Raw genomic sequence first — 26783 nt, 5'->3', positions numbered from 1 at the left:
TTGGGACTACTGGTGTTGGCCATATCAAATTGATACCGCAACAGTTACCTATTACCCTTCGCAGCAGTGCAGGGTGATGTCAGTGTTTTTAACCCTACATTTTAGTGGGTTATAGCGATGAAACCTATTTTACAAATATTTCATAACGCTGACGGCGCAGTTTACAGTTTTTTTAAAATGATTGTGTAGAGAAAATAGAGTAAAAATCGATGTGATGGGGTGATAGGGATCGCTTTATGCTGAAATTCAGGTTTTATGAGGAGAATGCTGTGAAGCGGATCACCCAGTATCCATGCTTAGAGGATGGGCTTAGCTCAAATACTCACCTGCTGTGCCAACCGACGGATAATGGCCGCCGTTAGCCCCCAAACAAACTGGCGCTCATACCAAGAAAGATAGACCCGGTGATTGACTCCCCCACGATGAATATCCAGCGAATAGTAGCGTGAAAGACTCAGCGCCTCGTGTAACGGCATCTCAAATAGCCCTGCGACCTCATCTTCATTGCCATGAAAAGCAATATTGTCGGGAACTAAACCGACAATCGGCGTGACCTGATAACCACTGGAGCTATCTAGTGGTGCCAGTTGCCCTAAGACATGTACCGCTGAGGCCGGGATCGCGACCTCCTCTTCGGCTTCACGCAGCGCGGTTTCAATCAATGAGCTATCTTCTGGATCGGCTTTGCCGCCGGGGAAGGCGACTTGGCCGGCATGCTTACGTAAATGATTCGAGCGCCGGGTTAACAGCAATGTCGGCTCAGGGCGACAAATGATCGGGATTAATACCGCCGCATGACGGCTATTAGCAGAAAAACAACCCGGCTGCGGCAACTGTAATTGGAAACGACTGATAAATTCAGGCAGTGTTTGCCCGATCAACGAATTATTCACAAACGTTCTATTCACAAACAAGTCACTCACAAATGGCTCACTCATCAGTTATACATTTTCAAGTTGCGGCAAAATACGGGCGATTTTATCAAATGTTTCCTGATATTCGGCCTGCTCCTGACTATCAGCCACAATGCCACCTCCCGCAGAACAGTAAATTTTACCGTTTTCAGTCAATAGGGTGCGGATAGTGATGTTGGTGTCCATTGTACCGCAGCAACTAATATAGCCAATGTTGCCGCAGTAAGCATTGCGCCGCTGTGGTTCCAACTGCTCGATAATTTCCATCGCCCGGATTTTAGGTGCGCCAGTTATTGATCCGCCGGGGAAACAGGCACGAAGCAGTGCCGTCGCGGGGCATTCAGCGGGCAACGTGGCGGTAATAGTGCTAACCAAATGGTGCACCGCCGGAAAGGGTTCAACAACGAATAACTCGGGTACCTGCACGCTGCCCGGTTGGGCCACACGGCCGATATCGTTGCGCAGCAGATCAACAATCATCAGGTTTTCTGCGCGATCTTTGCTCGAGTTCGCCAGCCGCACCGCTTGCAAACGATCCTGTTCAGGGTCATCCAGCCGTGGCAGTGTGCCCTTGATGGGGCGAGTCTGAATTTGATGGTTTTCCAGCCAAATAAAACGCTCCGGCGACACACTCAGTATTGCGTTGTCGGGCAAGCGTATAAAGGCGGAAAACGGCGCGCGATTACTGCGGCTCAACGCGAGAAAGGCTTGCCATTCATCACCTTGATATTCAGCGCCGAATCTTTGCGCCAGATTGATTTGATAACAGTCACCGCTGTGCAGATAAGCCTGAATTTGGCGGAACTTTTCGCCATATTGCTCGCGTGACATATTGGCTTGCCATGGACGGGTGAGTGCGAATGGCGTGACAGTGTCACTCACCTTCTGCTGTGCCAACCACTGTAGGCGCTGCCCGGCATCGCCATGGCAAATCAGAGTCAGTTGCTGCAACTGGTGATCGGCAATCAGCGCCCAGTCATACAAACCGACAGCCATATCGGGCAAGGCGATATCTTGCTCGGCCAGCACCGGCACCTGCTCAATTCGGCGGCCCAGATCATAACCAAATAATCCCAATGCGCCGCCCAAAAATGGCAGATCGGGATGTGGTAACATTGGCGGCGAGAATTTATCCAACTCTTGCTGTAATAACGTGAATGGATCTGCGGATGAGACTATCAGCCCCTGAGCACTGGCAATTTCAGTCTGTTCTCCCCGCGTCGTGAGCGTGACCATAGGGTCGGCCACCAAAATATCAAAACGATTATGGGCGTGCTCGGCGAATCCGGAGTGCAACAACATGGCCCAAGCTTGATGGGACAGCGGGGTAAATTGCTGGAGCAGAGCGTCAGGCTGATAGGGTAATGCTGTAAAGGTCAGGGGTTTTACACTCATGAGTCGCTATTCTTTTCTTTCGGGTGGAGAGGGTGTTTGTGGACGATTGTTTTGGTGAACGTGAAGAAGATTAGCATAAATTGCGTGGTGGTTGGCGGCTGTTCGGCATCGGGCAGTGAATTCACCGCAGGCCAGAATAAACAGGTATACTTAATCAATTATATGTAGGAGATAAATCAATGCTAGCGGGTATGCCTTCACTTTCCCATGAGGAACAGCAAGAAGCTGTCGATCGTATTCACAAATTCATGTCGGAAGGAATGAGCAGTGGCGAGGCGATTGCAACGGTGGCCGCAGAGATTCGCGAGCGGCACAAGGACGATCCACAGTCCATGGCTATCTTTGAAGACAGTGACTTTGACGACCATAATGAGTCAGATTATCGCCGTGATAATGAGCAAGATGCGGATGAAATCGAAGATCAGTATGAGGGGTAATTCCCAAGCTGCCGATGAAAACCGCAAAACCCGCCGTTGATGGCGGGTTTTACATGGGCTGGCGGATTACGTCCCACTCACCACGACAGCACCTGCCGCTCGCTTCGCCACTTCAATGGCAGTATCAATATCATCAGCCACCGCCAATGCCACACCTAAACGCCGCTTACCGGCAATTTCCGGTTTGCCAAACAAGCGAATTTGCGTATCACCCACCAACGCCGTTTCCAACCCGTGATAACTGATATTTTGGCTGGTTAATTCAGGTAAAATAACAGCGGATGCCGCTGCACCATATTGGCGAATAGCGCCAATCGGCAGCCCAAGAAATGCGCGCACATGTAACGCGAACTCAGACATATTTTGCGAAATCAGGGTCACCATACCGGTATCATGTGGGCGCGGCGAGACTTCGCTGAAAATAACTTCATCACCACAAACAAACAGCTCCACGCCAAATAGCCCGTGGCCGCCCAGCGCCGTCACGACCTGAGAGGCGATCTCTTTTGCCCGCGTCAACGCCACCTCGCTCATCACCTGTGGCTGCCAGGACTCACGGTAATCGCCATCTTCCTGACGGTGACCAATAGGCGCGCAGAAATGGATGCCATCAACGGCGCTGATGGTCAGCAGTGTAATTTCAAAATCAAAGTGCACCAGCCCCTCGATAATCACCCGCCCACCGCCCGCGCGGCCACCAAGTTGCGCGTAATCCCACGCCGCCTTAAGCTGCTCTTCATTGCGGATCAGGCTCTGCCCTTTACCGGAAGAACTCATCACTGGCTTCACAATGCACGGATAGCCAATGTCACTCACTGCCTGACGAAATGCGCTTTCAGTATCAGCGAAACGGTAGCTGGAGGTCGGTAATTGCAGCGTTTCTGCTGCCAGACGGCGAATACCTTCGCGGTTCATCGTCAGGCGAGTCGCTTCGGCACAGGGCACCACTCGTTGGCCCATTTTCTCTAATTCAACCAGCATATCGGTGGCGATAGCTTCAATTTCCGGCACGATATAGTGAGGTTTTTCCTGCTCGACTAACTGCTTCAGCGCCGCGCCATCCAGCATGTTAATCACATGGCTGCGATGGGCGACCTGCATCGCTGGTGCATCTGCATAGCGATCGACAGCAATCACTTCCAGTCCCAATCTCTGGCACTCAATCGCCATTTCTTTGCCCAGTTCGCCAGAGCCTAGCAGCATCACACGGGTAGCGCCGGGGCGCAGAGCGGTTCCAATCGTTAGCATAGTTAGATACCTACATCAGTGGGAAAATGACACATTCATTCGACGTGCGACAAATTTTATGGGCGTCAGTATAAAGTAAAACAGAAACGAAAACGATTGCGTATCCGGCAGGTGAGGGCGAATTGGGGCATCCACCCAGTGAATTTGGGGGGCAATAACATCCTACGAATGAATCTTGATGCGATGAGCGCGGTGGCTGCGGGGTCACGTCAGCGCTAATTTGTACCTGTTTTTGCAGTATTGTTCCGGCCATCGCCCCATTTCTGCTATTATCGCGCCAAAATATTGCGCTTGCCTTCAGGCCATCGCTGCCATTCCATCCAGTTATAAGAGTTATTGCCGTGAGCACAACCTCCTTTTCTTCCCTGACGCTGCCTGCTGAGCAGTTGTCCAATCTTAATGAACTTGGCTATACCGAAATGACACCGGTACAGGCCGCAGCGTTGCCGGCAATCCTCAATGGTCAGGATGTGCGGGCGAAAGCCAAAACCGGCAGTGGCAAAACAGCCGCGTTCGGCATTGGTTTGCTAGACAAAATTGCGGTGGGCGAGTTTGTGACGCAAGCATTAGTGCTGTGTCCGACCCGCGAATTGGCCGATCAGGTCAGTAAAGAGTTGCGCCGCCTGGCTCGTTTCACCCAGAACATCAAAATTCTGACCCTGTGTGGTGGCCAGCCCATGGGCCATCAACTGGATTCACTGGTGCACGCGCCACACATCGTGGTGGGTACGCCGGGGCGTATTCAGGAGCATCTGCGCAAAAAAACGCTGGTGCTTGATGATCTTAAAATTCTGGTGTTGGATGAAGCTGACCGCATGCTGGATATGGGTTTCACCGATGCCATTGACGATGTGATTGCCTACACCCCGCCACAGCGCCAAACGTTACTGTTCTCCGCCACTTATCCGGCGGGTATTGAACAAATCAGTGCACGAGTTCAGCGCGAACCATTAAATGTTGAAGTGGATGATGGCGATGAAGCGCCCGCCATTGAGCAGGTATTCTTTGAAACCACCCGTGAAAAACGTTTACCGTTGCTGATCTCGGTACTTAGCCACTATCAACCTGCGTCTGCTGTGGTGTTTTGTAACACCAAAAAAGATTGCCAAAGCGTCTATGAAGCCTTGGAGTCTCGTGGCATCAGTGTGCTGGCGTTGCACGGTGATTTAGAGCAGCGTGACCGTGATCAGGTATTGGTCCGCTTTGCTAATCGCAGCTGCCGTGTGCTGGTAGCAACGGATGTTGCCGCTCGTGGTCTGGATATTAAAGATCTGGAGCTGGTGGTTAACTTTGAGCTGGCGTTTGATCCCGAAGTTCACGTGCACCGCATCGGCCGCACCGGGCGGGCAGGGATGAGTGGCCTTGCTGTTAGCTTGTGTACGCCACAAGAGATGACCCGTGCCCACGCGATTGAAGATTATCTGCAAATTAAGCTGAAATGGACGCCCGCAGATCAGGTGAGCCGCAGTGCTAACACCATGCTGGAGCCCGAAATGGTGACGTTATGCATCGACGGTGGGCGCAAAGCCAAAATTCGTCCAGGTGATATTTTGGGTGCATTAACCGGTGATGCCGGTTTGACCGCGGCGGATGTGGGTAAAATCGACATGTTCCCGGTTCATGCTTATGTTGCTATCCGCAAGGCCAGCGCCAAACGCGCCTTACAGCAGCTGCAACAAGGCAAGATCAAAGGTAAAAACTGCAAAGCCCGTTTATTAAAATAATCACAGTGGGGGTGATGGCGGTTGCATCCCCCCGACAAAGCGCACTATACTGTGTTTATGTACAGTTATCTGTAAGCAAAAAGGACATTTATTCATGGCCGTTGAAATAAAATTCGTCGTGGTAAGACAGGGTGAGGAAAAAATGACTTTCACAACCAAAAAAGAAGCCGATGCCTACGATAAGATGCTGGATTTGGCTGACAATTTGTCTGAATGGTTGTCACAAGCGCCTCTATCGCTCGAAGAAGAGCAGCGCGAGGTGCTGAGTTTCTTCCTTGCAGAAAATAAAGACGCATTAGGGCAAATTCTTCGTGGTGCCAGCCCGGCGGCCCCTGTCGATGGGCAACCAAAAGCCAAATCTGAAAAAAGTGCGCCCGAGAAAAAAACTAAACCTGAAGAAAATCAAGCCGCTTAATCTGCCAACTTTCGGCAGAAAGTGAAAAAGGGATCTAAAATGAATCGTGAAATCACCTTCTTTCGCCGTTTTGAGGCGGATATTCTGGCGGATCGCAAAACGATCACTATCCGGGATAGCAGTGAGTCCGATTTTCGCCCAGAGGAAATCCTGCGCGTATGCCGCAATGAAGATGGCGTCTTCTTCTGCAACATAAAGGTTAAGTCGGTCACGCCGGTCACACTGGATGCCCTGACTGAACGCCATGCTGAGCAAGAAAATATGTCATTGGATGAACTGAAAAAGGTGATTAAGGCGATCTATCCGGGCCTGGAACAGTTTTACGTGATTGAGTTTACGCGGTGTTAATCATGCAACGCTAACGCGCTGATTTTACAACGTTGTCAACTCTGTAATCTACATCTCAATCATCGTTCCTGCCATAGGATAGTCATAATAATATGTGGAGGAACGATGAGAAAGACAGGACTCGCCTTGATATTGGTTGCCGTATCGGCAGCTATCACAGGTAGTGTACAGGCCCAAGAACCACGAGTAGCGAAAGTGCCTACTTGTATCGGTTTAAATCAATCTCAAGTCGCCACTCAGGTCAAACGAGATTTTCTGCAAAATCGAATTACGCGCTGGGAGGCAGATAAAAAACTATTGGGTACTGATAGCCCAGTGGTTTGGATCAGTGCAGTCGATATCACCGGCAAGGATGATGTTTGGCAGGTGCCATTGGTTGCCCGTGGTAATAAGGGCGATAAGACCTATCAAGTGGTGTTGGACTGTAAGGTGGGCAGCATAACCTATACCCTGCGTCCTTGAAGCTGCAGGGTTGTTAGCTACGCTTACTCACCCGAATCACTTACCGATGTAAGCTCATCGGGATTCGTGCGCTTGCTGCCTACCTGCAACTCCAATGACGTTGGGTGTAGTCTGTTCTTGAAGCTGCAGGGTTGTTAGCTACGCTTACTGACCCGAATCACTTACCGATGTAAGCTCATCGGGATTCGTGCGCTTGCTGCCTACCTGCAACTCCAATGACTTTGGGTATTTCCTGTCCTTGAAGCTGCAAGGTCGTTAGCTACGCTTACTGACCCGAATCACTTACCGATGTAAGCTCATCGGGATTCGTGCGCTTGCTGCCTACCTGCAACTCCAATGACTTTGGGTGTAGTCTGTCCTTGAAGCTGCAATACCAAAGTTGACCTAATCACGACCAAACAGGTGTGGGCGCTAACTTATCCCACACCTGTTTATCATCTTGTTTATCATTGAATTAGATCCTGCTAACTAAATTACTAGCAAATGCTGCTGCTTGGCATCAACAGGTAATCGTGTCACTCTCGTGTTAACGAACACCGATGGATAACTCAACTAATGACCACACCTCCAAAGGCAGATAAACGCCCTTATCCAATAACGATGCATGGCGATACCCGTGTAGATGACTATTATTGGCTGCGCGATGATGAGCGCACAGATGCTGATGTTCTGGACTATTTGCAAGCTGAAAATGCTTTCACCGAAGCGGTATTGAAACCGCAACAACCCTTGCGTGAAACACTGTATCAAGAGATGGTTTCGCGCATTCCACCGCAAGAAGAATCTGTTCCCTATATCCGTAACGGCTACCGTTATCAAACGCGCTTTGAACCGGGCAATGAGTACGCGATCTATGTGCGCCAACCGGTTTGGGCTGATAGCACTTGGGAAACACTACTGGATGGTAACCAGCGTGCTGCGGATAGCGAGTTTTATACTTTAGGCGGTTTGGATGTCAGTCCGGATAATCAACGACTGGCGGTTGCAGAGGATTTCTTATCGCGTCGCCAATATGATATCCGGGTAAAGCATTTACAAACTGATGTCTGGCACGAGGAAGTGATCGGTAATACATCCGGAAGCTTTGAGTGGGCCAATGACTCAAAAACGCTCTATTACGTGCGAAAACATGAAAAAACCTTATTGCCCTATCAGGTATATCGTCATGTAGTCGGGACTGATCCTCAATTGGATCAACTGATTTATCAGGAAACTGACGACACGTTCTATGTTGGCTTGGAGAAAACCACCTCTGAGCGCTATATCGTTATTCACCTGAGCAGCACTACAACCTCTGAAATTTTACTGCTGGATGCCGATCAATCTGAGCCAGTGCCGCAGATGTTTGCTCCGCGCCGTAAAGACCATGAATATGGCTTAGATCACTATAAGCAGCATTTCTACATCCGCTCAAATAAAGATGTGCGTTCAAGCAAAGACGGCAAAAATTTTGGGCTATACAAAATTGCCGAAGCAGGAAAAACGCAGAGTGATTTTGCTGATGAATCCCAATGGCAGCCATTAATTGCGCCAAGAATGGATGTCATGCTAGAAGGATTCAGCTTATTCCGCGACTGGCTGGTAGTGGAAGAGCGCAGTGAAGGGTTAACGCATCTACGACAAATTCACTGGGTCACGGGTGAAGAAAAATCTATTACTTTTGATGATCCTACCTATGTGACCTGGCTGGCGTATAACCCTGAACCAGAAACTGAACTGTTACGCTACGGCTATTCATCCATGACCACACCAAGCTCCATGTTTGAGCTTAATATGGACACCGGTGCGCGTCAGTTGCTGAAACAGCAGGAAGTGAAGAATTTCACGCCAGAAAAGTACCGCAGCGAGCGAATTTGGGTCACAGCAACCGATGGCGTCAAAATCCCTGTCTCGCTGGTTTATCACCGTGACCACTTTGTTTCGGGCGCTAACCCACTACTGGTTTATGGCTACGGCTCATACGGCAGCAGCATGGACCCTGCATTCAGTGGCAGCCGTTTAAGCTTGCTGGATCGGGGTTTTGTCTTCGCACTGGCGCATATTCGTGGTGGTGGTGAGTTGGGCCAACAATGGTATGAAGATGGCAAGTTACTCAATAAGTTGAATACATTTAACGATTTTATTGATGTCACTAAAACGCTGGTTGCTGAAGGTTATGGTGATGCCAATCGTGTGTTTGCCATGGGCGGCAGTGCAGGTGGTTTGCTGATGGGGGCGGTGATCAATCAAGCGCCTGAATTGTATAAAGGCGTAGTGGCGCAGGTACCATTTGTTGATGTGGTCACCACGATGCTGGATGAATCAATCCCACTGACCACCGGCGAATATGATGAATGGGGCAACCCAAACGATAAGGCGTATTACGACTACATCAAGCAATACAGCCCATACGATCAGGTTAAAGCCCAAGCTTACCCCCACATGTTGGTCACCACCGGTTTGCATGACTCTCAGGTTCAATATTGGGAACCGGCAAAATGGGTCGCCAAACTACGTGAAATGAAGACGGATGAGCACCTATTGCTGCTGCACACCGATATGGATTCCGGTCATGGCGGCAAATCAGGGCGTTTCAAAGCTTACGAAGATATCGCTTTGGAATACGCATTCATTCTGGCTCTGGTTTGATATTGTTATGAATATTACGTCAGGTAATGCGTCAGGGTATGGCGCATATCTGGCGTCAGATCAGTGAACGAGGTTAACATCCACCGCAGATAGTCTGGATCTTGCCGGGCTATCTGTTCAATGCTTTTCCCCCGATACTTACCGAATTTAAATGTCTGTAACAACAGCGGTTGCTGCGTCAGTTCGGCCATCTGCTCGGCGCTCCAACCTGAATCCAGCATAATGCGCTGCAATAGCGCAGCTGTGACGTAACAGTCATATAAGGCACGGTGTGGGTACAAGTTTTCGGGTGGCGAAACATTCAGGCGCAAGGCGTAACGCAGATATTGATTACTGTATTTAATGTCAGGATAGAGCATCCGCGCCAGTTTAAATGTACAAATCCATTGACCGCCCATCTCAGGTAGAACACCGCGGTCAAAAGGGGCGTTATGTGCCACATAATAAGGGCTGCCCTGATATTTCCGAATGGCGACGGCAATTCGAGGTTTGCCCTCCACCATCTCTTCCGTGATGTGGTGAATTGCCATGGCATCAATACTGATTGGTCGATCTGGACTGACCAAGTCACTCATGGGGTTACTCAACAGCCCATCAACCAAATCAATAGAGGCGACCTCGACAATACCGCCTTCCAAACCGCAGGTTTCAGTATCGATAACACGAAAATACATACCTGTCCTCCCATGTTTATCCATGATGATTAGCAATAAAAAACCCGCCTTTCGGGGCGGGTTGACTAACGAGACGAAAAGCCCGTTATTCTGCGCTGGAAGACGATGACTTCTTAGCGCGTTTGTCAGCCTTTTTCTCAGCTGGCGTTTTTAGTGGCTTTTTCTTCGCGTTCTTTTTGCTGTCCATTCCCTTACTCATGGCTTGCCTCTCTTTACCTTCGGTTAGGTTGGTACGCCCACCTATTAACCACCTTATGGGAGCGAGTTGCAAGTGGATAAACCATCACTGTAATTAATGTATTGTTTAACAAGGATATTATTAAATCTTAATCTATCTCGTTTCCCCTTAATGCGCGCCAGTTTCTGTTCTAACACCGCATAATTCATTGAGATATGATGCAATTATCGCCAGTTGATAGAATTAATAGGCTGATTGGCGTAAATGTGATGTTTTATCGTTGACCCTGCGTGCGGTATAGGCTTTGATAACTTTAATGTCTAATAACAAACATGGAAAAATAATGGAACAGTTACGTGGGCTTTATCCAGCGTATGAACCCTACGACAGTGGTTTATTAGACACCGGCGATGGGCATCAGATTTACTGGGAGCTCTGTGGTAACCCCGACGGCAAACCGGCGGTCTTTATCCATGGCGGTCCAGGTGGGGGAATTGCACCTTACCATCGACAACTTTTTAACCCGACGAAATATAAAGTTTTGCTGTTTGATCAACGTGGGTGTGGGCGCTCAACGCCCCATGCCAGCCTGGAGAACAACACAACTTGGCACTTGGTCGATGATATCGAACGACTACGTAAAATGGCTGGTGTGGATAAATGGCTGCTATTTGGTGGTTCGTGGGGCTCAACACTCGCGCTAGCTTATGGTGAAACGCATCCTGAGCGGGTCAGTGAGATGGTTTTACGTGGCATTTTCACACTGCGGAAAAAAGAGTTGCATTGGTACTATCAGGAGGGGGCTTCACGTTTCTTCCCTGATAAATGGCAACGCATATTGTCCATTCTATCGCCAGAAGAGCAGGGTGATGTGACTGCGGCTTACCGCAAACGACTGACATCACCTGATAAGGCGGTACAGTTGGAAGCGGCAAAAATCTGGAGCCTCTGGGAAGGGGAAACTGTCACCTTATTGCCGACCAAAAGCTCAGCTTCCTTCGGTGAAGATGATTTTGCTTTGGCCTTTGCCCGCATTGAAAATCACTACTTCACCCATTTAGGCTTTTTAGACAATGATAACCAACTGCTGGATAACGTGACGCGTATTCGTCATATTCCTGCTGTTATTATTCATGGTCGTTATGATATGGCTTGCCAGCCACAGAATGCGTGGGATTTGGCACAAGCCTGGCCAGAAGCGGAGCTGCATATTGTCGAAGGTGCAGGACACTCCTTTGATGAGCCTGGGATCTTGCATCAGCTGATTCTGGCAACAGATAAGTTTGCCCGCAAACGCTAACCATTGACTCGACGCACTCCCGCAGATTCAGCGCTGCGGGAGTCTCTTACTGATTATTTCATCTTCGGTTCATACGGCAAACGCGAGAATTTATTCGACTCGATACGGTAATAAGCGACCCGCTGTGAAAAGTACTCACGTAGCTCTTCGGGTTGCTCTCGTGCGACCATTTCAGGAATGACGGGCATGTTGTAGCGCTCTTTAAATGCAACCCCTGACGCCGCCAAATCTACATTCATTTTGGCCGTTTCTTCATCAGACAGCTCGGTCAGATTATATCCCATTGTCTTCTCCTTCTTGCTCGTGGCGACTATGGCGCAAAAGGTAATGCAGGCAGCGGATATTGGCAAGCATCTAATGCTTCAAAATGATGGGTGTTTAGGGTGAGTTACATGGCAATAATATTAATTTATTAGATAAGAATTTATTATTTGCAGGTCACGCTCTTAAATAAGAATCATTCTTTTTAGTATTTCCGTGGTAATGTGAATGATTCTTATAATAATTCACCTCCAGTTCTTTTTTAAATTACTCCCTTTAAAACAATAAGTTAAATTATTTATTGTTTTAAACTAATATTAATGTGAATAGAGTGTTCTTATTTTGTTTTTATCTTGGCATAATACAAAAAGCTAATCGTTGCTTACCTGCATTATAAAAATAAGGGAATTAATATGTTAAAAACAGAAATGGCACAAAAGCTCAATGAGCAGCTGAATCTGGAATTTTACTCTGCAAACCTATATCTACAAATGAGTGCTTGGTGCAGCGATAAAGGTTTTGAAGGTGCGGCAGCATTTTTAAAAGAGCACTCTCAAGAAGAGATGCAGCACATGCAGCGCTTATTTGAATACCTCAGCGGAACTGGCTCAATGCCAGTCTTGGGCACGATCGGTGCGCCACCAATCGATTTCGCATCATTGGCTGATGTATTCAAATTGACTTACGAGCATGAGCAGTTGATCACGACTCAAATTAATGAGCTTGCCCATGTCGCAATGACTACCCATGACTACTCCACATTCAATTTCTTGCAATGGTATGTTGCTGAACAGCATGAAGAAGAAAAACTGTTCAAATCCATTCTGGATAAACTGGCGCTGGTGGGTAATAGCGGTAATTCATTGTTCTTCGTTGATAAAGATCTGAAAACAATGGCCACTCAAAGCCATACTCAGGCTTAATTTTTAACCTGACTTCTCCTGATGGAATATTCACCGCAGTTTCTGATAGCCCACAAGGGAACCAGAGGCTGCGGCTCTTCGTTGTCATCCCCGCAGTGCTTATCGATATGCTCCCCTTTATCTTCTTGTTTTTGTGCTAATTACATATTGTTTACTTTTGGTTTCTCGACTTGCCATAGCTAAATCGTTATCATTTGCATTAATGACAAGAGAGTGAGTTGAGTTACCGTTCAATCATTGGTGATATTTCAACCACCCTTCATAAATTGGCGTTTTATTTTGTGTCCTACCTCACAGGTAGTGCAATTGACTGGATGTGATAGGGGTTCGCGCTGCCAATATAGGATATGGTTGGTAGCAGACTGATTCTTCTCCCCATAGATAAAGGGATACTATGTTTATTCGAAAAGTACGTTCTTCTTGCCGTATGCTTTCGGCGCTTATCGTGTTATTTGTTGGGCTATCCAGTCAGCAAGCCCTCGCTCACGCACACCTGAAAATCGAGTCTCCGGCTGCTGACACCACTATTGGCTCCGCACCAGAAGCACTGACATTGGGCTTCTCTGAGGGTATTGAATTGAATTTCAGTGGCGTGAAGGTGACTGGCCCAGATAACAGTGTGGTAAAAACCGGTGAGCTAAAATTGGACCCGGTGAATAACACACAATTGATCTTACCGATTGATCACGCGCTAACAGCGGGTAAATATAATGTTTCGTGGCATGTCGTGTCTGTTGATGGTCATAAAACCAAAGGCACATACAGCTTCACTGTGAAATAGTATGTCTTTAGCGGCCTTATTCATTCTATGTCGCTTTCTGCATTTTCTGGCGGTGATGCTGATGTTTGGCATCAGTATATTCACCGCTGTATTAGCCCCTAATCCGTTCTCCTCGACACTCAAAAAACGCTTATCGCCTCTACTGATCTTCAGTACTACTCTCGCACTTATCTCTGCTGTTGGGTTGTTGGCCATTCAAGCTGGCATGATGGGGGATGGCTGGGCTGATACCTATCGGCTGACCGTTTGGTGGGCAGTTTTTGGCACACGCTTTGGTCAAGTGTGGCAATGGCACCTTGGCCTCTCTATCTTAAGTCTGTGGGTCGTCTTGCTGGGTTCTACCCGTAGCGGCTACCGACTGATGGTCGTTTGCTCAACGCTGTTACTGGCAAGTCTGGCTTTCACTGGACATGCGGCAATGCACGATGGTGCACTAGGATGGATTCACCAAGCTAATCAAATCATACATCTACTCAGTGCGGGTTATTGGTTCGGTTGTCTACCGCCATTAGTCATCTGCCTTGCCTATACGCGAAATAATAATGTCAAACATGAAGCCATCACCACCTTGATTCGATTCTCAAGTTGGGGCCATCTAGCTGTTGCATTGGTATTGCTGACAGGCGTCATTAACAGCTTGATTATGCTGCGTGATACGACACTGGCTCTGACATCAAGCTATCAGGTGCTATTGCTTGGCAAAGTGGTATTGGTGGTGCTTATGATCGCCATCGCGCTAATTAACCGCTATCGAATTGTACCTATGCTCAAACAGCTTCCCACTAAAGCTCACTATTGGCTGGTAGTGAATAGCGGTGTTGAAATTTTCCTCGGCGCGGCGGTGCTATTATTGGTCAGTGTGTTTGCGACCATGGCACCGGTATAGCGTGAGACTATAAACAACAGATATTGTCATCAAGCTTGCATCAACGCCTGCGTATGCGAGAAAATCAACACAATGAATTAATTGAGGATAATTAAGATGAAGGGTTTTGTGCTGACGTTAACGTTACTGATGCTATCAGCTAATGCTATGGCTGCCGGGAAGATCATCACTGTCAGTAAGTTTGAGTTTGGTAAGCAGTGGGCATTTAACCGGGAAGAGGTGATGCTAGAATGCCGTACCGGTAATGCTTTGTTTGTGATTAACCCGAGTACGTTAGCGCAATATCCCCTAAACGAGATAGCGACCGAACAGATGAAGTCCGGGCATGTATTGGCCAAACCGCTAGATGTTTTGCTACTGGATGACAATGCAAACCCGGGTCTCAAGATGAGTTTAGAACCCTTCCAGCAGCGCGCCATGACATTATGTCAGCAGTAAGCTTGGCTCTCTTGGTGCCTACGGGCATTAACCTATAATTAACAAATAATTACTTTTGTTGCCTTGAGGTTGCGCTTTTATCACCAAAATTAATTTACAACCGCAATTAATTACTTCTACTGTCAAGTTGGCTAAACACATGTACTCGACTACGCTTAAGAAGTACGGCTGAATAAGCCTACGTTAATGCCAACTTTTAGCGCACGGCTCTCTCCCAAGAGCCATTTCCCTAGACCGAATATAGGAATCGTATTCGGTCTCTTTTTAAGTTGTTGATTTTAAAAGGTGAATTTTGTTGTTTATCGAAATTTATCGAAATTTTATCGAAATCTGATATTCGGTCTTTTATAGCATTACGTATTCTTTACCCCTCGTATCCAGATACTTGTTCGTCATCTTCTCCGATTTATGCCCCAGCAGTTTCATCGCAAATTCTTTACCTTTTTCCTTTTCATACAATCGCCCAGCGAGACTTCTGATCTCGTGAAAAGTTGGTGGGCTCTCATCAAAACGAAAATCTGTTCCTTTTCTCGCCGTTACGAATTTCTTTGTCAGGCTGTCTGGATGTAGTGATCCATCAGGGCTATTTTTTCTGATGCCAGCACTTATCATGAAATCTGTTTTACTGGCTAATCTACATTGTTCAATCACGGTGCTAAGGCGTAGGCCAACGGCTTTAAGTTCAAGATCTAAGGGCAGGGAGATCATGGCTCCGGTTTTGCCTTGGTCTATCTGTAATCTGCCATCAACAATCTGGTCAAAGCGCATCAGAGATAAATCCTCACGTCGTTGGCCAGTGACTAGCGCCAGATCCATTGATAGCCCAAACCACGCCGGTAATGTGACAGCGACCTCACGAATAGCGAGATACTGATCCAGTTCCAGGCGCTCACGTTTCACCACCGGTTTAGCTGAGCGTGTCGGTGTCACTGGATTATTATCTATATGGCCCTCGACAATCGCTTCTCGGAAAATATCAGACAACACTGACCGCATAGTAGCGGCCATAGTTTTTTTGTCCTGTGCCACCCAAAACTCTAAAAACTCGGCAATATGGCGCGTGCTGATTTTAGCTAACACCCTGTTGCCCATTTTTTCGCTGATCATGGCTATTTGTCCCTTGCGAACTTTATAGGTGTTTTCGGCCAATTCCCGGCGCTTATAGATGACGTCATATCGTTTTAGCCATGCTGCCAGTGTGAACTCCTGCGTGCCTTTGAGCTTTTCTAGTAGTGCGACAGGAGTGTAGTTTTGTTCAATGAAATTATTGGCTTCAATGGCTTGGGATATGGCGTCTCGCCGGGCAATTTTGCCGAGAGATAACTCCTTTCCAGTTAGCGGGTTGCGCCAATAGAAAGTTAGTTGAACACGCCTAAAGGTGAGGTTTTTGGGCAAATTAGCGTCATACTTTCCCGGCCTTTTTGCCATAACCCATCTTCTCCAATATTGGCGGTATCGTAGAATGTGAAATGTTCAGCGCTTTCGCCATTCTGTAGCTTTTGGGCTGTATATAAATGGCACCGGGCCGCACGCGATATTGTCTGCCGTGTTTTTCTGCTGCAGGGTAAAAGTTACCGTTTCTGGCCCAGCGTTGGAGTGTTTGAATCGTCGGCTTGTCAGTCGTATACGTTTCATCACACCATTCGGTTAATGTCATTAATTTAGCCATTGGTCATACCTCGATATGACCGGCCAGCATAGTAACGTGCTGACCGGTTCAGTTTTGATTTTTAAAAATCAGTTAGCGGACGGCTAACGAACGTTCGCCAGTTTCAAACTTGGCACCGGCAATCAATAGGCCCTCATTTAAGGCAGCTTTGATTTCATCGGCTTTTGGGGTGGTGATAATTTGCACCTGAGAAACGGAGTCGACATATTCATCAGGCAACAAATTCACATCGGTGATGACGAGTTTTTTTGTCCCTTTTCGGGCAGTGAAGGTATTGGACGCCGTTTTGATCGAGTCTTTACCGGCCTGAATCATGCATTCCAATATATATTTACGGTAGATTTCAGCCTGATTATCAAAACTTTTCTTGCGTGCACTCATCCGTTTGGCTTCGTTGGCACATATTTCTGCCTGACCCAGCGTGTTACGTACCAGTGCCATCAAGGCATCGAACTTATCTTCCAGCATGCCCTCAATGCCAGAGAGAGTGTCAGCGACCATTTCGGGGGTGAGTTCATCACCGCTATCGGCCATTTCCTGCAATTTGCGGTAATCAGTGGCTAATGATATGGCGCTTGTGCTCATGCTTTTTCTCCCTCAGTGACAAATTTTGCCAAGCACTCATCTTTGATTTGATTCAAACGGGTTAGGCGTCCGGTCAGATATTTGACGTGCTCATCATCATGGGATGATTCGGCATTTTTGAGATGAACCCCGATGGTGCGTGTTAGTGAGGTGCTGATTTTTGTCACTTCATTCGCCGTGACTGCTGTTTTCATCGTCTCGGTATTGGCTTTGAATTTGTCGTCTAACTCTTTACGCAGACGAACCACATCATCAGCTTTAGTGCTGGCATTTTTAATACCAAACTCAATATTATTGTCGGCGGTGTATTCAGCATCATCAAACAGCCCCATAAATACATCAGCGCTGAAACCAAGCTGTGCTAATGCTTTGGTCGTGGCGTCCGTTAGGCTTTTTTTGCTGACTTCATCGTCACAAATGAAACCATTTGTACTCTGATAAATATGTTTGGTATGACCAAAAGCAGGGAAGCGGCCCCGACCTCCTGCGTATTGGTACCACAGTTCAATCCGCATAGTGTGGTTGGAGGTCCGTAGAATGGTGCCATCCCCATCACGCATGGGTTTACGCCCGATCTCTCGATTGTTGCTATCCAGAATCGACTCCATAAATGGGATGCCGGGTATAAATTCCTCACTGATAATATCCACGCCCCAGCCGCTACCAAAGGGGCCAAAGATTTCCGTGGCTCTCATTGTCTGATAGGTAGGATTGATGCTGGTCACAGAGCGAATGACTTTGCCATTTTTGGTCGTATCTTTGCGCTTGGTACGCGCGGGATCGGTGCGCTGTACTGATTTCCAGATACTTAAATTATCCTGAGACTCTTTGGGTAACTTAGATATATCCTGATCGATCTGTGATGCCCGCTGTTGGAACTCATCTGCGGTAGGATGCGGTGATTCAGGTTCTATCTGCTTATTGGTATGGGTCTCGGCGTTAATGGTCGCCGTTTCATCATTAATGGCGCTATTTGCAATGTTTGATACATGATTGGGCTGTTCTGTTGCACCTTTTGGCACTTTTGTATCAGTTTTTGGTTTTTCGATTGTGCTGGTATTCGCCGGTGAATCGTTGGCTGCGCTGGTCAAGCCATCAACACTAAATTTGCCATCGCCAAGGTTTGCTACTTTCACATCATCGGCTTTGATTACATCAAGCTGTAAACACTGATTGATATAGACTTTCAGCTTGGCTGGGTCTTTATGAATATCCAATTCAGCACTGCGGATCATTGCAAACAGATCATCACGGGAAACCGCTAAAATGGCAGGGATAATCCGTAAAGCTGTTGACCAGCGCCGCCAAGCCTCATCACCTTTCTCTACTTTTTCTTTAGCGCCACGATAAATGGATGATGGCACTTCCCAAACATCATAATCACTGGGGAACAGGGCGCAGGCGACTTCAAGATCGAGAGAGGCGTAATCATGCTTATAATCGCGTTCACGATGACCCGCTGGCGTAGGCGATGAATTGGCTTGTTCATTCGCTTGATGGCCAGGGTGTTCCCGCTCATCTGGACGGGAGTTGATCCACTTTTCAGCAAACTTGTTAACGTCCGGCCATGATTTAAATACCGGAGTGTGGGCCTGAACATCATCAATGAGTTGTGCCAATGTAGTGATGTACATGTGCTTAACTTGTGGTAAGCGTGGCAAGCCATCAATAACTGCACGATATAACGACTCTGATTCATCATCATTAATTAAATCGTATGCATTAGATAATAGATGGCTATCAACAATTTCAGGCTCTACGCCATATAATAAAACATATGCAATTCTTACGTTAATTGGTAAATCGAAGATGTTTTTAACATTGTCAATTTCATCAGTATTATCAACGACGATAGGTTCAAATTCTTTAGTTTCATCATTCCATTGATTATGTTCCATCCATTCAGTGCTGAATATGGCATTATCTTCAGCATCATCATGTACCGGAGGGCGAGGGGAACCCACACGATCAGCACAAACTTTAGGGGCAAAGAAATTACTACTTGATCCGGGGAATTCCCCTTCTAATAACATGGTGGATTTCATTGTTGCCATTTTTTGATTTTTGGCATCAACAGTAATCGCCATGGCTGCAGCACCATTTGCCATAGCTGATTTTTTGGGTAGAAACCCACATACAAATAAGCTCATTGGTCATTCCTCGCTAATTATTTTTAATCTGATAATAACAATCGGTCAGTGCTATTAATTCATCTGTGGGTAATACATGAACTAACGACGTAGAGTCACATTTTTTAATTTTTTCTAAAGCCAGAGAAATTAAATCACGTACATCTACAATGCCGGATTCTATTAGATCTGAAACAGTGCCCATTATTGCGTCTGGACTCGCTCCAACTTCGACTAATGCGGGGGATTTAGCAGCATTAGCGATGACGATAGAATCAGCCAGGATTCTAAGTGTTGTCTTTTGCATAGAGATCTCGCTATAATTTCGGCGTCCAGTGGTGGAAGCCATTGGTCATACCTCGCTAGAGTCGGTTTGGTCGCTGACTCTGCCGTCACCGGGACGTTAAGCCGGTAAGATTGCCCACCTTGTGTGGGCTTTTTTACGTCTGTTTTAATGCCGGTTACGTTTTCGGCGTCGATATATCCACTTTAATGAGCTGAGTTTTACGACCGTTTCACTGGTGTTGGCTGCAATTATTAATGTCTGGATTGAGTGGTTAAATCATCAACAACACTTGATAACAAAGCAGCTAATAATAAGTCACGGACGTTGTTATTACCGAAGCTGAAATTGGCCTCAATGACTTCATCTTCGCCAATACCAATATAATGCTGAGCGGCGGCTTTAATTGCACAGCCCATACAGTGATAATCCCCTAAAGTTTCACCACTAGGCAAAACAATAGAAGCCAGCGGTAAATTAGCCTCTTTATTTTTAACGGCATAGCCGATTACTTCATTTTCTGCGGATAACTGAGCAACGTCATTATGAAGTGGTTTAATAGATAATTTAATTTCTTTAAATTTCATTGGTCATACCTCGTTATTGTTGATGAATAATGGCATCGACTGGGTAGCAGTTGCCGTTGAATAACCTATTTTCGAAAATGACTTTTTCACATTCTTGTTGGGTGTCATAAACTTCATAGACAATATCTCTACAAATTTCATGAGCAGGGCATACCGATACAACTAAAGCGAATAATAGTTGCTCCATAAATTTCCTGAATATTAAGGGTTAAATTATCTCGGCAGTTGCTTTCCCACCATCAGTAATTTTTAGATAAATCGATTCGCAATGAGGGCAAGTCGCTAGTGAATCCCAAACTGCGTTATCTATTCCTCTGCGTGTTTCAATTTCTTTATTACATATTGGGCAGCGAAGAGTGATGAAATTCACCCCCTTGGCTTTAGCTTGTGCAACATATTTACTGTGGTCATCCAATAGCTTTCCCATTGTCTATCCCTTTTTATCTGCTTTCAGATTGTCAGAACTTGCTTACCTAAGCGGCTGTTGTGCCGTTGATGGGCTAAAGTTAATTTAAACTAACAATAAATTCAATCGTAAATTTAAATAAACTTAACAATAAGGGCGAAATTAGCGGTAAGAATTTGAAAAGTATGAATATTTATTTGGCGAGTTTTTTTCTGGTTTGTAACAGCTCTTCAAAAAGTCGGTTTAACTCATCAACTTTAAGCCGAAGGTCTGTTAAGTGCCGCTCTTTTTCTGATTCAGGAAGAGACGCAAACAATTGAATTAGTTCAGCTTCTCTCTCATCAAGTTCAGGTGGGATCTTTACTGCGGGTGGGGGGGATTGATCTGTATCCCCGTATAAAATCCACGTTGGTGAGCACTGTAATGCGGTACTCAGGGCAAATAGATTTTTGCCAGAAGGTGAACTGTCGTTGCTTTCCCATTGTGAAATGGTGACATGGGACACTTTCACCGCCTTTGCAAGGCTGCGTTGGGTTAGTTGCAGCTCATTTCGCCGCTCTCTGATGCGTTCACCGGGATTTTTCATAGTTAGGTAATTCTAAATTCTCTTGACTTAAATTTCCTGAACAAATAACTTTTTAACTAAATCTAACAACAGGAGAGGCGACGTGTTAAAAAAAGATGCCATTCAATATTTCGGCACCAAGAGTGCTCTGGCAAAAGCTGCGGGGGTTAAGCCGCCATCGGTTTCTGCTTGGGGTGATTTAGTCCCAGAGAAAAGGGCCGTTCGATTAGAGAAAGCCTCTAATGGCGAATTGCATTACGACCCTATTGACTATGACAAGCCTATAGCACCAGCACAGTAAACGCTGATTTTTAAAAATCAGCTTTCATAAGGAGGTCACTGTGAAATTAAAACATGATGCCATCTGCGCAGAATTGCGGAGCTGGGCAGCAGAAACCAAACAAGAAATTGTCGCGGCAGAAGTAGCACAGGCTTATTTCGATCTCGGTGGTGATGAGCTTCCACTCACGCCCATTGAGGATGAACACGCCACCCACAACAACAAACAGCGCTTGTTCCGCTGGGTTGATAGTGACACTGACAAGGCCAGAGCAAAAATCGCCGAACTTACTCCAGCCATACTTCAGGCATTGCCAGGAGAGCGGCGTGCCAGATTGGAAAACCCCAATTCAGTGAATTATTTGGCGGCACAAGCATTGCGCGATTTCTCGCTGGCGATGAGTGCGGTGTTGTTGGGCTGCTCTGATATGTCACAGAAATTAATTAAAGCAACTGAGGCAATACATGCACTTATTCCGGTGACACAGCAGTTGATTGCATAACGAGGTATGACCAATGGCCAGATTTTCCAGAGAACAAGTCGAGCAACAATTACGAGATGAACTGCAACGTGTCGGTTTTAGCGAGACAGTCGCCAGATCGGCGGCTATTCAAGGCGGTAAGCATTACACCGATACGCCGAACTCTACATTTGCCAGTGCATTGGCTTGGGCTAAGACCTATGCCAAACCCTATAAGCGGATGCGGGATAAACCGGTAGCTAAAGTCGTTAAAGCTAAAAAGCCGTGGCGGGTGCCACATGGCTAAAAAACTGACTTACCGCAATGGTTATCGGTACGGGAATATGCCTATCACAGCAAATATGGCGCGGGTGATTTTACGGCAATTTACCCGTGAAGCCATGCAAGGGCAACGGAGAGCATTTAACGCTCTATTTAATACTAGTCACGCCAAATGTAACGTTATCAGCGTTACAGAGCAGCACTGAATCGGGGTAGGTATGGCATCAAGTTGGATAAAAGTCGAAGTGATTACTCCAGATAAACCGGAGATCTTCCAACTGGCTGAAATCCTAAATGTTGACCCAGATACCGTACTCGGGAAGTTAATCCGTGTTTGGGTCTGGGCTGATCAGCAGACCATCGACGGTAACGCAGATTGTAACGCCGTTAGCGTTACCCGAATTGGCATTGACCGTATCACTTTTATGTCGGGCTTCGCTGACGCACTGCTTGCCGTTGGATGGTTAAAACATGATGGCACAAAAATGTATTTCCCACATTTTGAACGCCATAACGGAAAAGGCTCTAAAAAACGGGCAGTTACCAGTCGGCGCGTTACAGAATTCAGAGATTCGAAATCAAAAGGTAACAACAAAGGTAACGCTGGCGGCGTTACACCACCGGATAAAAAAGCGTTACCAGAGGAAGAGTTAGAGGAAGAGAAAGAACTAAAAGAAAACCCCCCTGTACCCCCCAAGGGGAAAAGGGAAGGTAAGACATTTGATCCGTTAAATATCGAACTGCCGGAATGGTTACCGACTGAGTTGTGGGAAGAGTGGGTTCAATTTCGTTGTGATTTAAAAAAACCAATTAAAACCAAACAGGGGGCAATGGGCGCAATCAATCAGCTGGCGATATTCAAGGAAAACGGCCATGCACCAGCGGTGGTCATTGCTCAAAGCATTGCCAATGAGTGGCAGGGATTGTTTGAGCCGAAAGCCAGCCAGTCCCATGCAGGGCATTTGAATATTGATTTTGAAGGCGCATTCCGGCGGCTGGTACTCAAGGGTAATGAGCCAAAAAACTCAGCCGAACGCAGGGCATTGAAACAAGCCCAAAATGCCAATTTACGTATGAAAAACGAAACGATAGCTCATAACGCCTGGCGGGGTTATCTCAAACAGGCTTACACCGAAAGTGGTGAACAGCCCTATAGCGGAGATTAAAAAGTGGAAACGATCAATATCAACCGAGCGGTCTTTTGCGATTACTGCGGCAAAGGGGCGAAGCTGGTGCGGGGACATGAAATTTACCCTCAGCGGCAAGACTTAGCTTCACAGTTCTTTTGGTCATGTGCGCCTTGTGGGGCCTATGTGGGCTGTCACAAAAATAGTGATGCTTATCCCCTTGGCCGTCTGGCTAACGCTCAGTTACGAGCGGCGAAGCGGTTGGCACATGCCGCATTTGATCCACTGTGGCAAGAGTTTGGCATGAAGCGACCAGAAGCATATGAATGGTTGGCCGGACAGTTAGAGATTTCAATGTCTCAATGCCACATCGGCATGTTTGATTTAGACCAATGTCGGCGGGTGCAAAAGTTAGCAACGAATTACAAGAATTCCCTGTAGTGAGCGAGGTATGACCAATGGAAATTAATAACTGTAATAATTTTATCAATGATAATCGGCCAGTGATTGACGACAAATGTGATCATTCATCCTGCATCATTGATGCCTGGGGAATGGCGGCTCGCGCCAGATGCCGAGCGCCTTATACGCCGCCGGTCAAGCCGAAAAAGGTGGTAATTCCTACATCGGCAGCAACGAAATCAGAGAAGTCTAAAGCGGCTAAAAAATCTAACACATCATCAGCACTACGGCTAAAAGCCAGTGAGCTGGTGGCAGTGATGCTGGGTAAAACATTGACCTATACCGGTATTCTTGCCGCGCTTGATAAATCCTATCCGGATCACGGCATTACGCTGCGCATGTTGCAGATGCGTATGATTGGCTTGATGAAATCGCCACATGTTGATATTACCCGCGATGAAAAACCGGTAGCGGAATTTACCTTGCACAATGTCAGTGAGCGTTTTTATGTGGATTCGATACTCAGGGCCAAAACAAAAGGCGGGGGTGCTAAATGATCTGGCCTACGGAAGTAAATCAATGTGCCTCATCGGTTATACCGGCACATGCTTTGAGTCCCGACCACCAGCAACAGCTTTTGCTCCAAATGAACCAGATGTTTTTAAATCGAGATAATCCGCAGCATATCCAACAGACAGCCCATGCATGGGCGCGGCGTAAAGAAATCACGGTAGCGCGGCCTGATTTACAGGATGGTCTGGTTGTTGTTGGGTTCGCTGGTGGCGGTGGCAGCTGTGAGGGCATCAAGCAAGCATTAGGCTATGAGCCACACATCGCGATGAACCATAACCCTGTGGCGATGGCGATGCATGCCATCAATCACCCACGTACGTTGCATTACCCTGAGGATATTTTCAGTGTTGACCCGCTCATCTCAACGGGCGGTTTGCCGGTATTGCTGGGTTGGTTCAGTCCTGATTGCCGTCACTTCTCCAAAGCCAAGGGCGGCACTCCGGTTAAGAAAGAAATTCGTGGTTTAGCCTGGGTGGTGTTGCGTTGGGCGTTGGCAGTGCGCCCACGTTTTCTGATGCTCGAGAACGTCGAAGAGTTTCGTGGCTGGGGGCCATTATTGACGGATAGCCAGGGTAATCACCGACCAGATCCAGCCCGTAAAGGGGAAACGTTCAAGGCATTTATTGACATGCTGGGTACCGGTATTGATGGCAATCATCCAGCGCTGACCGAAGTGTGTGAGTTTTTGAAGATAGATATCAATGGCCCTGAGGCGGCAAAGTTGGTTTCAGGGCTGGGTTATAACGTGGATCATCGGGAGCTAAAAGCCTGTGATTACGGCACACCTACCATCAGGAAGCGGTTGTTTGTGGTTGGGCGTTGTGACGGTGAGCCGGTTGTATGGCCAGAGCCAAGCCACGGCGAGCCAAACTCAGCGAGTGTACTTTCTGGCATGCTGCAACCCTGGCGAACGGCGGCGGAGTGTATCGATTGGAGCCAGCCAACACGCTCTATTTTCGGTCGCAAGAAAGATTTGGCTGATAATACCTTGCGGCGCATCGTCAAAGGGCTGCAACGCTTTGTTATTGATAACCCTGATCCGTTTATTGTGCGGTTGGGCCAAACCGGTTTCGGTGGCGACCGCCTGCAGTATCCGCTAGACCAACCGCTAACCACCATCACCAGCAAGGCCGAGCATTTGTTGCTAGAGCCGTATGCGGTGAAGTGCAACCACACCAGCACCAAATCCAAATATGATTGCTTCCGTGGGCAGTCATTACGTGATCCGTTACAGACCATCACCAGAACTCACGGTTTCGCAATCGCTGCGCCGGTAGTTGTGCGTCAGTTCGGTAACAGTACGGCAAATGATATCAATACGCCTTTGGGTACCGTGACGGCGGGTGGGGGCGGTAAAAGCCAGTTAACCTGCGCTCATCTTGCCAAGCATTATGGCGGCAATTATACCGGTGCAGGCATCAATATTAACCAGCCATTGCACACCATCACCACGGTTGATCACCACGCGCTTTGTACATCTCACCTGGTGCAATTGCGCGGCACATGCCGTGATGGTAAACCGATCACTGAACCGGTACCGACCTTAACCGCCGGCGGTAATCATGTCGGGATAATAAACGCCTTTCTGACCAAGTATTACGGTACCGGTGGCTCAGTAGATCTCTCAGAACCAATACACGCGGTGACGACTAAAGAGCGTTTTGGCTTGGTGGAAAACAATTTTGATGTTGAACCTCTGACCGACGAGCAGCGCTATAACGCCTGGAACTGTGCTCGGCTGGTGGGTCATTTCAGCGATTCACCGGACGACTGGCCTTTATTCCCCGCACCACGGCCGCAATTTTTATCGGTAGGCGAATACATCATCGTTGATATCTGTATGCGTATGTTGATAGCGCGTGAACTTTACAACGCCAGCGGGTTCCCACCGGATTACATTATTGACCGCGATATTGATGGCACCCTTTGGCCCAAATCTGAACAGGTGGCAAGATGTGGCAATGCGGTGCCGCCACCCTTTGCCGAGGCATTGGTAAGGGCCAATATGCCAGAGCTGTGTATCTGGAGGATGGCTGCATAATCAACAAGAAATTGCTGATATTCATACTTTTTATGTGGTTATATCCGCTATTTAGAATATGAAACTTTACTTAACTGACATTCACATGAAATCGGTTGAACCAGGTCCCCTGTATGGGGTTATTGAGATCATAAAGGTATTAGCTTAATGATTACTATAGAAAACTTGATTCAACACTTACCAACGGATGGTCGAACTGTAATTCATAGTGAAAAAGGTAACATAATAAGTATTGCACAATTAAGACCGGATCAGTTTATAGCAACGTTGCCAGCCTTTATCGAGATGGCAGAAAGAGCGGGGTATATCATTACAATCCCTGATATTTAACGGTATAATAACCAAGTCAGCCTGAACAACTGACAACCTAAGTTGTTGTTGT

General features: G+C 47.1%; 32 protein-coding genes and 1 pseudogene. 19 read left to right on the top strand and 14 right to left on the bottom strand.

Features of this window, described 5'->3' with window-relative positions:
- Positions 1–314: 314 nt before the first annotated feature.
- Together ACZ76_RS00255 and pabB are read right to left on the bottom strand one after the other, a co-directional pair.
- Positions 315–938, bottom strand: a complete 624-nt coding sequence (locus ACZ76_RS00255; RefSeq protein WP_048615717.1) for a CoA pyrophosphatase — start codon at positions 936–938, stop codon at positions 315–317.
- Between the two features lie 3 nt (positions 939–941).
- On the bottom strand, positions 942–2309 hold the full coding sequence (gene pabB / locus ACZ76_RS00250; protein ID WP_048615716.1) for an aminodeoxychorismate synthase component 1: 1368 nt from the start codon (positions 2307–2309) through the stop codon (positions 942–944).
- A 179-nt stretch (positions 2310–2488) separates the two neighbouring features.
- Between pabB and ACZ76_RS00245 the strand changes: the two genes are divergently transcribed.
- Positions 2489–2746: a YoaH family protein gene (locus ACZ76_RS00245; RefSeq protein WP_048615715.1), complete on the top strand. Its 258-nt coding sequence runs from the start codon at positions 2489–2491 to the stop codon at positions 2744–2746.
- A gap of 66 nt (positions 2747–2812) precedes the next feature.
- Here the strand turns inward: ACZ76_RS00245 and purT are convergent, their stop codons facing one another.
- Entirely contained in the window at positions 2813–3994 is a 1182-nt protein-coding gene (gene purT / locus ACZ76_RS00240; protein WP_048615714.1) for a formate-dependent phosphoribosylglycinamide formyltransferase, read from the bottom strand.
- A gap of 341 nt (positions 3995–4335) precedes the next feature.
- Between purT and dbpA the strand changes: the two genes are divergently transcribed.
- From dbpA to ACZ76_RS00215, 5 genes are all read left to right on the top strand, one after another.
- The gene (gene dbpA, locus ACZ76_RS00235; protein WP_048615713.1) at positions 4336–5718 is read left to right on the top strand and encodes an ATP-dependent RNA helicase DbpA; all 1383 of its coding nucleotides are present in this window, start codon (positions 4336–4338) and stop codon (positions 5716–5718) included.
- Positions 5719–5812: 94 nt separating this feature from the next.
- Positions 5813–6133, top strand: coding sequence for a YebG family protein (locus ACZ76_RS00230; RefSeq protein WP_048615712.1), 321 nt, complete (start codon positions 5813–5815; stop codon positions 6131–6133).
- A gap of 39 nt (positions 6134–6172) precedes the next feature.
- Positions 6173–6481 carry a N(4)-acetylcytidine aminohydrolase gene (gene yqfB / locus ACZ76_RS00225; RefSeq protein WP_048615704.1) on the top strand — a complete coding sequence of 103 codons (309 nt, stop codon included), beginning with the start codon at positions 6173–6175 and terminating at the stop codon, positions 6479–6481.
- A 105-nt stretch (positions 6482–6586) separates the two neighbouring features.
- Positions 6587–6943 carry a protein YebF gene (gene yebF / locus ACZ76_RS00220; RefSeq protein WP_048615703.1) on the top strand — a complete coding sequence of 119 codons (357 nt, stop codon included), beginning with the start codon at positions 6587–6589 and terminating at the stop codon, positions 6941–6943.
- A gap of 555 nt (positions 6944–7498) precedes the next feature.
- A complete protein-coding gene (locus ACZ76_RS00215) occupies positions 7499–9571 on the top strand; it encodes a S9 family peptidase (RefSeq protein WP_048615701.1) in 2073 nt (690 codons plus the stop codon).
- Positions 9572–9585: 14 nt separating this feature from the next.
- Here ACZ76_RS00215 and exoX read toward each other — a convergent pair whose 3' ends face one another.
- Positions 9586–10245: an exodeoxyribonuclease X gene (gene exoX, locus ACZ76_RS00210; protein WP_048615699.1), complete on the bottom strand. Its 660-nt coding sequence runs from the start codon at positions 10243–10245 to the stop codon at positions 9586–9588.
- A gap of 521 nt (positions 10246–10766) precedes the next feature.
- Here exoX and pip point away from each other — a divergent pair.
- A complete protein-coding gene (pip, locus tag ACZ76_RS00205; RefSeq protein ID WP_048615698.1) occupies positions 10767–11723 on the top strand; it encodes a prolyl aminopeptidase in 957 nt (318 codons plus the stop codon).
- Positions 11724–11776: 53 nt separating this feature from the next.
- On the opposite strand, the gene ACZ76_RS00200 is transcribed toward pip, so the two are convergent.
- Positions 11777–12007, bottom strand: coding sequence for a DNA polymerase III subunit theta (locus ACZ76_RS00200; protein ID WP_048615696.1), 231 nt, complete (start codon positions 12005–12007; stop codon positions 11777–11779).
- Positions 12008–12397: 390 nt separating this feature from the next.
- On the opposite strand from ACZ76_RS00200, the gene ftnA reads away from it, so the two are divergent.
- The 4 genes from ftnA (at position 12398) to ACZ76_RS00180 (ending at position 15012) form a co-directional block, all read left to right on the top strand.
- Positions 12398–12907 (top strand): non-heme ferritin, encoded by a 510-nt coding sequence (ftnA, locus tag ACZ76_RS00195; protein ID WP_048615694.1) that lies wholly within the window; start codon positions 12398–12400, stop codon positions 12905–12907.
- 394 nt (positions 12908–13301) lie between these two features.
- Positions 13302–13688: a CopC domain-containing protein YobA gene (gene yobA / locus ACZ76_RS00190; RefSeq protein ID WP_032814982.1), complete on the top strand. Its 387-nt coding sequence runs from the start codon at positions 13302–13304 to the stop codon at positions 13686–13688.
- A gap of 1 nt (position 13689) precedes the next feature.
- Positions 13690–14574, top strand: a complete 885-nt coding sequence (gene copD / locus ACZ76_RS00185) for a copper homeostasis membrane protein CopD (protein ID WP_048615690.1) — start codon at positions 13690–13692, stop codon at positions 14572–14574.
- 96 nt (positions 14575–14670) lie between these two features.
- On the top strand, positions 14671–15012 hold the full coding sequence (locus ACZ76_RS00180; RefSeq protein WP_048615688.1) for a YebY family protein: 342 nt from the start codon (positions 14671–14673) through the stop codon (positions 15010–15012).
- Between the two features lie 345 nt (positions 15013–15357).
- Here the strand turns inward: ACZ76_RS00180 and ACZ76_RS00175 are convergent, their stop codons facing one another.
- The 9 genes from ACZ76_RS00175 to ACZ76_RS00140 all read right to left on the bottom strand — a co-directional run bounded on the left by ACZ76_RS00175 (position 15358) and on the right by ACZ76_RS00140 (position 21257).
- The gene (locus ACZ76_RS00175; protein WP_048615686.1) at positions 15358–16440 is read right to left on the bottom strand and encodes a tyrosine-type recombinase/integrase; all 1083 of its coding nucleotides are present in this window, start codon (positions 16438–16440) and stop codon (positions 15358–15360) included.
- Complete coding sequence (locus tag ACZ76_RS00170; RefSeq protein WP_025378521.1) at positions 16415–16681, bottom strand: excisionase; 267 nt, start codon at positions 16679–16681, stop codon at positions 16415–16417. The genes ACZ76_RS00175 and ACZ76_RS00170 overlap by 26 nt, the downstream gene beginning before the upstream one ends.
- Before the next feature lie 72 nt (positions 16682–16753).
- Positions 16754–17266 carry a siphovirus Gp157 family protein gene (locus ACZ76_RS00165; RefSeq protein ID WP_025378520.1) on the bottom strand — a complete coding sequence of 171 codons (513 nt, stop codon included), beginning with the start codon at positions 17264–17266 and terminating at the stop codon, positions 16754–16756.
- Entirely contained in the window at positions 17263–19416 is a 2154-nt protein-coding gene (locus ACZ76_RS00160; RefSeq protein ID WP_048615684.1) for an exonuclease family protein, read from the bottom strand. Before ACZ76_RS00160 ends, ACZ76_RS00165 begins: the two co-directional genes overlap by 4 nt.
- A gap of 13 nt (positions 19417–19429) precedes the next feature.
- The gene (locus ACZ76_RS00155; protein WP_048615682.1) at positions 19430–19744 is read right to left on the bottom strand and encodes a hypothetical protein; all 315 of its coding nucleotides are present in this window, start codon (positions 19742–19744) and stop codon (positions 19430–19432) included.
- 188 nt (positions 19745–19932) lie between these two features.
- Complete coding sequence (locus ACZ76_RS00150; RefSeq protein WP_048615680.1) at positions 19933–20265, bottom strand: hypothetical protein; 333 nt, start codon at positions 20263–20265, stop codon at positions 19933–19935.
- A 13-nt stretch (positions 20266–20278) separates the two neighbouring features.
- Positions 20279–20452: a DUF1482 family protein gene (locus ACZ76_RS18910; RefSeq protein ID WP_100273932.1), complete on the bottom strand. Its 174-nt coding sequence runs from the start codon at positions 20450–20452 to the stop codon at positions 20279–20281.
- A gap of 21 nt (positions 20453–20473) precedes the next feature.
- A complete protein-coding gene (locus ACZ76_RS00145) occupies positions 20474–20692 on the bottom strand; it encodes a hypothetical protein (RefSeq protein ID WP_025378516.1) in 219 nt (72 codons plus the stop codon).
- A 172-nt stretch (positions 20693–20864) separates the two neighbouring features.
- Positions 20865–21257 carry a helix-turn-helix domain-containing protein gene (locus ACZ76_RS00140; RefSeq protein ID WP_048615678.1) on the bottom strand — a complete coding sequence of 131 codons (393 nt, stop codon included), beginning with the start codon at positions 21255–21257 and terminating at the stop codon, positions 20865–20867.
- A gap of 82 nt (positions 21258–21339) precedes the next feature.
- On the opposite strand from ACZ76_RS00140, the gene ACZ76_RS00135 reads away from it, so the two are divergent.
- The 8 genes and pseudogenes from ACZ76_RS00135 to ACZ76_RS00095 all read left to right on the top strand — a co-directional run bounded on the left by ACZ76_RS00135 (position 21340) and on the right by ACZ76_RS00095 (position 26731).
- Positions 21340–21537 (top strand): Cro/CI family transcriptional regulator, encoded by a 198-nt coding sequence (locus ACZ76_RS00135; protein ID WP_042546153.1) that lies wholly within the window; start codon positions 21340–21342, stop codon positions 21535–21537.
- A gap of 40 nt (positions 21538–21577) precedes the next feature.
- On the top strand, positions 21578–22018 hold the full coding sequence (locus tag ACZ76_RS00130; protein WP_025378514.1) for a toxin YdaT family protein: 441 nt from the start codon (positions 21578–21580) through the stop codon (positions 22016–22018).
- A 13-nt stretch (positions 22019–22031) separates the two neighbouring features.
- A complete protein-coding gene (locus tag ACZ76_RS00125; RefSeq protein ID WP_048615676.1) occupies positions 22032–22283 on the top strand; it encodes a hypothetical protein in 252 nt (83 codons plus the stop codon).
- Positions 22284–22476: 193 nt separating this feature from the next.
- Positions 22477–23196: pseudogene (locus tag ACZ76_RS19465) on the top strand (hypothetical protein); the annotation flags it as partial.
- Positions 23197–23427: 231 nt separating this feature from the next.
- Positions 23428–23826 (top strand): zinc-finger-containing protein, encoded by a 399-nt coding sequence (locus tag ACZ76_RS00110; RefSeq protein WP_235428202.1) that lies wholly within the window; start codon positions 23428–23430, stop codon positions 23824–23826.
- Positions 23827–23843: 17 nt separating this feature from the next.
- Positions 23844–24344 carry a hypothetical protein gene (locus ACZ76_RS00105; protein WP_048615672.1) on the top strand — a complete coding sequence of 167 codons (501 nt, stop codon included), beginning with the start codon at positions 23844–23846 and terminating at the stop codon, positions 24342–24344.
- On the top strand, positions 24341–26401 hold the full coding sequence (locus ACZ76_RS00100; protein ID WP_048615669.1) for a DNA cytosine methyltransferase: 2061 nt from the start codon (positions 24341–24343) through the stop codon (positions 26399–26401). Before ACZ76_RS00105 ends, ACZ76_RS00100 begins: the two co-directional genes overlap by 4 nt.
- A gap of 147 nt (positions 26402–26548) precedes the next feature.
- Entirely contained in the window at positions 26549–26731 is a 183-nt protein-coding gene (locus ACZ76_RS00095; protein ID WP_048615667.1) for a hypothetical protein, read from the top strand.
- Positions 26732–26783: the final 52 nt, after the last annotated feature.

Origin of the sequence: Yersinia aleksiciae, assembly GCF_001047675.1 — a bacterium.
GTDB classification, from domain to species: domain Bacteria; phylum Pseudomonadota; class Gammaproteobacteria; order Enterobacterales; family Enterobacteriaceae; genus Yersinia; species Yersinia aleksiciae.
This window is presented reverse-complemented; position numbering and strand designations above follow the sequence as displayed.

What these genes read in the sequence shown, in the direction of transcription:
- copD (WP_048615690.1), top strand. Translation starts at nt 13,690, where the DNA reads ATGTCTTTAGCGGCCTTATTCATTCTATGTCGCTTTCTGCATTTTCTG.
- ACZ76_RS00165 (WP_025378520.1), bottom strand. Translation starts at nt 17,266, where the DNA reads ATGAGCACAAGCGCCATATCATTAGCCACTGATTACCGCAAATTGCAG.
- ftnA (WP_048615694.1), top strand. Translation starts at nt 12,398, where the DNA reads ATGTTAAAAACAGAAATGGCACAAAAGCTCAATGAGCAGCTGAATCTG.
- ACZ76_RS00140 (WP_048615678.1), bottom strand. Translation starts at nt 21,257, where the DNA reads ATGAAAAATCCCGGTGAACGCATCAGAGAGCGGCGAAATGAGCTGCAA.
- ACZ76_RS00170 (WP_025378521.1), bottom strand. Translation starts at nt 16,681, where the DNA reads ATGGCTAAATTAATGACATTAACCGAATGGTGTGATGAAACGTATACG.
- ACZ76_RS00095 (WP_048615667.1), top strand. Translation starts at nt 26,549, where the DNA reads ATGATTACTATAGAAAACTTGATTCAACACTTACCAACGGATGGTCGA.
- yqfB (WP_048615704.1), top strand. Translation starts at nt 6,173, where the DNA reads ATGAATCGTGAAATCACCTTCTTTCGCCGTTTTGAGGCGGATATTCTG.
- ACZ76_RS00160 (WP_048615684.1), bottom strand. Translation starts at nt 19,416, where the DNA reads ATGAGCTTATTTGTATGTGGGTTTCTACCCAAAAAATCAGCTATGGCA.
- pabB (WP_048615716.1), bottom strand. Translation starts at nt 2,309, where the DNA reads ATGAGTGTAAAACCCCTGACCTTTACAGCATTACCCTATCAGCCTGAC.
- yebF (WP_048615703.1), top strand. Translation starts at nt 6,587, where the DNA reads ATGAGAAAGACAGGACTCGCCTTGATATTGGTTGCCGTATCGGCAGCT.
- ACZ76_RS00230 (WP_048615712.1), top strand. Translation starts at nt 5,813, where the DNA reads ATGGCCGTTGAAATAAAATTCGTCGTGGTAAGACAGGGTGAGGAAAAA.
- ACZ76_RS00150 (WP_048615680.1), bottom strand. Translation starts at nt 20,265, where the DNA reads ATGAAATTTAAAGAAATTAAATTATCTATTAAACCACTTCATAATGAC.
- ACZ76_RS00125 (WP_048615676.1), top strand. Translation starts at nt 22,032, where the DNA reads ATGGCCAGATTTTCCAGAGAACAAGTCGAGCAACAATTACGAGATGAA.
- yobA (WP_032814982.1), top strand. Translation starts at nt 13,302, where the DNA reads ATGTTTATTCGAAAAGTACGTTCTTCTTGCCGTATGCTTTCGGCGCTT.
- ACZ76_RS00105 (WP_048615672.1), top strand. Translation starts at nt 23,844, where the DNA reads ATGGAAATTAATAACTGTAATAATTTTATCAATGATAATCGGCCAGTG.
- exoX (WP_048615699.1), bottom strand. Translation starts at nt 10,245, where the DNA reads ATGTATTTTCGTGTTATCGATACTGAAACCTGCGGTTTGGAAGGCGGT.
- ACZ76_RS00145 (WP_025378516.1), bottom strand. Translation starts at nt 20,692, where the DNA reads ATGGGAAAGCTATTGGATGACCACAGTAAATATGTTGCACAAGCTAAA.
- ACZ76_RS00215 (WP_048615701.1), top strand. Translation starts at nt 7,499, where the DNA reads ATGACCACACCTCCAAAGGCAGATAAACGCCCTTATCCAATAACGATG.
- ACZ76_RS00180 (WP_048615688.1), top strand. Translation starts at nt 14,671, where the DNA reads ATGAAGGGTTTTGTGCTGACGTTAACGTTACTGATGCTATCAGCTAAT.
- ACZ76_RS00175 (WP_048615686.1), bottom strand. Translation starts at nt 16,440, where the DNA reads ATGGCAAAAAGGCCGGGAAAGTATGACGCTAATTTGCCCAAAAACCTC.
- pip (WP_048615698.1), top strand. Translation starts at nt 10,767, where the DNA reads ATGGAACAGTTACGTGGGCTTTATCCAGCGTATGAACCCTACGACAGT.
- ACZ76_RS18910 (WP_100273932.1), bottom strand. Translation starts at nt 20,452, where the DNA reads ATGGAGCAACTATTATTCGCTTTAGTTGTATCGGTATGCCCTGCTCAT.
- purT (WP_048615714.1), bottom strand. Translation starts at nt 3,994, where the DNA reads ATGCTAACGATTGGAACCGCTCTGCGCCCCGGCGCTACCCGTGTGATG.
- ACZ76_RS00100 (WP_048615669.1), top strand. Translation starts at nt 24,341, where the DNA reads ATGATCTGGCCTACGGAAGTAAATCAATGTGCCTCATCGGTTATACCG.
- ACZ76_RS00200 (WP_048615696.1), bottom strand. Translation starts at nt 12,007, where the DNA reads ATGGGATATAATCTGACCGAGCTGTCTGATGAAGAAACGGCCAAAATG.
- ACZ76_RS00245 (WP_048615715.1), top strand. Translation starts at nt 2,489, where the DNA reads ATGCTAGCGGGTATGCCTTCACTTTCCCATGAGGAACAGCAAGAAGCT.
- ACZ76_RS00255 (WP_048615717.1), bottom strand. Translation starts at nt 938, where the DNA reads ATGAGTGAGCCATTTGTGAGTGACTTGTTTGTGAATAGAACGTTTGTG.
- ACZ76_RS00155 (WP_048615682.1), bottom strand. Translation starts at nt 19,744, where the DNA reads ATGGCTTCCACCACTGGACGCCGAAATTATAGCGAGATCTCTATGCAA.